Consider the following 4574-nt stretch of genomic DNA (forward strand, 5'->3'; position numbering starts at 1 on the left):
AGGCCTGTATGAGAACCCTGAGTGCAGCAGGCTGCGGCCGGGCGAGTGGCCCGGCGCACGGGTCGAGGAGCTGATCGGGGTCTTGCCGGGCCATCCCCTCACGCAATTGGTCGTCGTCATCGCGGTCTGCGCCGCCGCGAGCGCGCTGTTCGGGCTGCTCAAGGCGTTGCGCGGCCCGGTCGGCATGCTCGCTTACGGCGGCCTGATCCTGACGCTCTACGCGTACTACCGGATCGGCGACAGGTACTTCTCGCAGGCGATCTGGCAGATCACGGTGGCCTGCCTGGTGGTCATGTGGGTCACGCTCAGGCGGGTGCCGTTCCTGCGGGTCGTGCTCATCGCGGCATTGGTCGAGTTCGGTTCGCGGATCAACCGGACCGGGTACCCGCACCAGACGGTGCTCGCCCTGGGCATCACCGGTGCCATGATCGCCGTGGCGACGTTCTGGACCGGCCCGACCGCGCCTGCGCCTCCCCAGCCCGCCGCTCCCGTGTACCGGCGCGGACCGGAGATGTTCGGCCCCTACGCCGGCAGGCAGCGCCCACAGCGCAGACGGAACGCACGGTCCGTGCTTTCCACCTTGTGGGGCTGGGCCAGGGGCCGCTGACGAGCCGGATCACACACCCGCGCGAGCGACCCCTTGCGCACCCGCCGGTTCGGATCGAGTCTGTGTTCGTACTCCCGTCAGCCTACGACGCACTTCTGGAGGGGACCTGTGGCCAAGGAGAAGTTCGAACTCGTCTTCATGGGCGGCGGCGCCATGCTCAACGCGATCACCAACCGCCTGCGCCGCGCGCCGGTCACGCCGCGCGAAGAGGTCGGCGCCGCGATGCACAGCCTTGGCCGCACCTTCGAGGAGCGGCGCGCCGTCCTGGAGCGCCCGGAGCAGGCGGCGGCAGGCGAGGAACTCGCCGCGATCAGCTCCGCGCTGTGCGCCGCCGCCCCGAGCCGCGAGGCCGTGGACGCGCACCTGGACGCGTTCGAGCGCCTGGTGACCGGCGCCGAGGAGCTTCCCGAGGCGGTCGGCCGGCTGCGGGAAGCGGTCGCGGCCTGGCTCGACTAGCGCTTAACGGCAGATCACTGCCATAAGAACGCTGCTGCGCGTACAGTCGCGGCGGCCCGGACCGGGAAATCCGGTCCGGGCCGCGATGTTTCTAAGCCCGCTGATGAGGCTCAGCGGCTGGTGAGCGGGACCGGCGAGGCGGCGTGGTCGGAGGTGACGCCGGGTACCGGCTTGTCCGCGCCAGCCGGCGTCAGGGCGCTGAGGTGAGCGTGGGACGCGGCGAGCAGGCCGGCGGAGGGCGTGTAAGTGGCCTGGTTGAACACGCCGCCGCTCGGCGCGAAGGCGACCTCGAACGCGGGGCGCGCGGTCCCGCCGGCGTATGACGTGGAGAAGTAGTCGCCGACCATGACGCCCTGGGTCGTGCTCGGCAGCCACGACAGGCTCATCGGCCCCGCCAGCTGGGTGGCGGCGGTCCAGCTCGCGCCGCCGTTGGGGGAGGAGATGAAGCCGACGTCGAGCTGGCAGGTGCTCGCGGTACAGCTGGTCGACGGGTAGAAGTAGTAAGACAGGCCCAGCTTCGCGGTGCTGCCGGAGGTGGTGCGGTCGACCGCCAGTCCCGGCAGGAAGTGGTCGACACCGCTGCCGGTGGCGTCGATGGGCACGCGGGTGACGGCCGTCCACGTGGTGCCGTTGGTCGTCGTCGAGTACACGATGTCGTTGGCCTTGCAGCCGGTGCGGAAGCGGCAGTCGGACCAGGCCACGTAGACCTTCCCGGAGCCGTCGATCTCGGCGCTCGGCAGCGGTCCGGAGCGGATGCCGCCGGCGTCGGTGTGGCTCTTGATCGAGGCCACCGTGGTGGTGGAGCTCCAGGAGGCGCCGCCGTTGGTGGAGCGGAAGGCGAGCACCGAGGTCTCGTTGGCGTTGTCGGCCGGGACGATGACGGTGCCGTTGGGCTGGACCACGGGCTGGCCGCCGATGCCGGTGGCGCTGTTGCCGGTGCGCATGGCCGGGCCCCAGGTCAGGCCGCCGTCGGTGGAGGTGGACATGTACAGGCGGTTGCCGTCGCCGTTGTCGTCGAACTCGACGTAGCAGTTGCCGTAGAACGGGCTGCTCGCGGTGTCGTCGCAGGCGATCCAGTTCTTGTCGAGACCCTGGTCGGCGAAGGTGGTGACCGTGACCGGGTTGGACCACACTGTGCCGCCGTTGGTGGAGCGGCTGACCACGACGGACGGCACGCCGAGCGACGCGGTGATCGGGATCGAGGCGATCATCCAGACCCCGTGCTTGGGATCGAAGGCCACGGACGCGTCCGAGACGCGTTGGAAGCTGCCGCCGCCCTGCCACTGGGTGATGCCGCTCAGCTGGCCGTGCGTCCAGGTCGCGCCCGAGTCGGTGCTGGTGGCCCAGCCGATGTCGGACGCGCCGCCGTCGGTGAAGCGGCCGGTCTGCTGCGCCTCGACGATCGTGGAGCCGAAGGAGAACGTGTCCGGCTCGACCTCGGTGGCGTGCTGGCTCGAGGAGTTGGTGAACGGATCGGTGCTCAGCTGCGTGAGCGTGACGTTCGCGTGCGCGGTCGCGGTGCTGAGCAGGAGCGCTCCGCTGGCGAGAAGCGTGGTCAAAGCGGCGCGTTGTCGTACGGGCATGATGAATCCAGCCTCCGTCCGGGTGTCTGTTGTGCGCTATGCCGAGACGCGACAACGGACCCGGAGTCAGGCCCTGATCCCCCCACACAGACAGCCCCGCCGTACGGGGCCGCGACAATGCGGCGCCACTACTTGTAAGGTTTCTGTCACGGTCGGTGATGCGCACACTAGGATTGAGCGCCCTGAGTGTCAAGGGGGCGAATGCCTGCGCGATCAGCCGGCGGAGAAGTAGTGCCCCTCCTCCAGGTCGGCGATCAGGCCGGGGTGGACCGGCTCCCATCCGCGCCGGAGGGCGCCTTCTCCAGCGCTAGGCGGAAGATGCGGGCGACGTCCAGCGTGTGGCTGGCGGGCCAGCGGTTGGCGCCGTCGTCGACGTAACCGGACGCGCCGGTGTCCCGCGCGATCCTGATCAGCTGCGGGATGAAGCCGTGCGCCGCGCCCGGCCGCGCGGACCTCGCGCGTGGCCGTGTCCGGCGTGGGCAGCTCCCAGACGCCGCCGGCCAGCCGGGAGCCGGGGACCGCGTCGGTGAGGGCGCGGCCGACGCCGTGCTGCGCGGCGGTCGCGGCGTGTCGCACGAACTCGGCGCGATGCAGATCCTGCACACGCGACCAGACCGGCGCGAGCAGCGCATTGAACACTGCGCGCTCGGCATCCATCACCGGCTGCCAGACGTCACGGCCGCCGCGACGCAATTCCCTGATCCAGAGCGCGGAAGGAGACTTGCCTGCGGCCGTGTAGGCGAGCTTGAGTTCCGCGGCGATCCGGGCCGGGTCGCCCGAGCGCATCGCCTCGAAGCTCTCGTCCAAGCTCGGCTCGGTGCTGTCGAGGAACGCGGGCGCGTATCGACCCGGCACGATGTCGCGCAAGACGAGGGCGGCGGGCGGCACCACGGCGGCCGAGACCCTGCACGAAGACCGGCGGTTCGCCGCGGCCGTGAACCTGGAGGGGTTCCTGGACTGGACGCCCGCGGCTGCCGGTGCGCCGGGCGTACTGCTCCCGGTGGCCGAGCAGGGCACGAAGCGGCCGATGCTGCTGGCAGGCAGCAGCGGATTCGGCGAAAAGCAGGCGCTCGACCTGTCCTGGACGGTCCTGCTCGCCCGCTCCGCACGGCACGCCACTCGGCTCCAGATCGAAGACGCGAACCACTGGGTCTTCACCGACTTCGCGCCGATGTCCGCACAACTGCAGGCCGACGGCCTGATGACCGCCGCCGACCGAAACGCGCTCGTCGGTGCGATACCGGCGGCCACCGCGGTGTCCGACGTGCGCGGCCTGCTGCGCGGCTTCCTGGGCCAGGCTCTCGCCCGCTGAATCAGCCTTCGCGTTTGCCGTGCCAGCGGAACGTGCGCATCGAGACCGCCAGGCCGCCGATGATCCAGGCGAGCAGGATCAGCGCGATCCTGCCGTGCTCCCAGGATCCGGCCGGCTCCTGGCTCTGGAACGAGTCCGGCAGGAACACCGAGCGGATGCCCTGGCACATCCACTTGAGCGGGAAGACCGCGCCGATGCCGCGCAGCACCGGGCCCAGCTGGCCGTAGGTGAAGAAGACCCCCGAGATGAACTGCAGGATGAGGAAGGGCGGCAGCACCACCGCGGAGGCCGATCGGCCGTCCTTGGCCAGGCCGCCCAGCGTGATGCCGAGCGCGGCGCAGGTCGCGAGCCCCAGCACGAACACCCACACCAGGGTGATCCATCGGCCCGGCGTCGTCGGCAGGTGCAGGTGGAAGAAGGCGGCGCTGACCGCGAGCAGGATCGCCAGCTGCACCAGCCCCGAGGCCAGCGCGGACAGCAGCTTGCCCAGGAAGTAGGAGATGCGCGGCATCGGCAGCCCGCGCAGTCGTTTGATCGTTTTGTCGGTGCGGTCGGAGGCGATGCCGATCGCGACGCCCTGGAAGCCCACTGACATCGTGCCGGTCGCGGCGATCCC

The 4574-nt window shown here is 70.6% G+C and carries 6 protein-coding genes; 3 read left to right on the forward strand and 3 right to left on the reverse strand.

Features of this window, described 5'->3' with window-relative positions; genetic code table 11:
* Together VFB40_RS27535 and VFB40_RS27540 are read left to right on the forward strand one after the other, a co-directional pair.
* Nucleotides 1–607, forward strand: a 607-nt coding sequence (locus VFB40_RS27535) for a hypothetical protein (protein WP_324855796.1), incomplete at its 5' end; no start/stop codon positions are given.
* 108 nt (nucleotides 608–715) lie between these two features.
* Nucleotides 716–1063: a hypothetical protein gene (locus VFB40_RS27540; RefSeq protein WP_324855798.1), complete on the forward strand. Its 348-nt coding sequence runs from the start codon at nucleotides 716–718 to the stop codon at nucleotides 1061–1063.
* Between the two features lie 110 nt (nucleotides 1064–1173).
* On the opposite strand, the gene VFB40_RS27545 is transcribed toward VFB40_RS27540, so the two are convergent.
* Entirely contained in the window at nucleotides 1174–2646 is a 1473-nt protein-coding gene (locus VFB40_RS27545) for a sialidase family protein (RefSeq protein ID WP_324855799.1), read from the reverse strand.
* A 213-nt stretch (nucleotides 2647–2859) separates the two neighbouring features.
* Entirely contained in the window at nucleotides 2860–3501 is a 642-nt protein-coding gene (locus tag VFB40_RS28855) for a hypothetical protein (RefSeq protein ID WP_324855801.1), read from the reverse strand.
* Nucleotide 3502: 1 nt separating this feature from the next.
* On the opposite strand from VFB40_RS28855, the gene VFB40_RS27555 reads away from it, so the two are divergent.
* The gene (locus VFB40_RS27555; RefSeq protein WP_324855803.1) at nucleotides 3503–3958 is read left to right on the forward strand and encodes a hypothetical protein; all 456 of its coding nucleotides are present in this window, start codon (nucleotides 3503–3505) and stop codon (nucleotides 3956–3958) included.
* 1 nt (nucleotide 3959) lies between these two features.
* On the opposite strand, the gene VFB40_RS27560 is transcribed toward VFB40_RS27555, so the two are convergent.
* The coding region (locus tag VFB40_RS27560; RefSeq protein WP_324855805.1) for an ABC transporter permease at nucleotides 3960–4574 on the reverse strand (615 nt) is incomplete at its 5' end.

Source organism: Actinocrinis sp. (genome assembly GCF_035650855.1).
Classification (GTDB): domain Bacteria; phylum Actinomycetota; class Actinomycetes; order Streptomycetales; family Catenulisporaceae; genus Actinocrinis.

Bases quoted from the DNA above. Each gene is read 5' to 3' on its own strand.
- VFB40_RS27545 (WP_324855799.1), bottom strand. From the start codon at position 2,646: ATGCCCGTACGACAACGCGCCGCTTTGACCACGCTTCTCGCCAGCGGA.
- VFB40_RS27555 (WP_324855803.1), top strand. From the start codon at position 3,503: ATGTCGCGCAAGACGAGGGCGGCGGGCGGCACCACGGCGGCCGAGACC.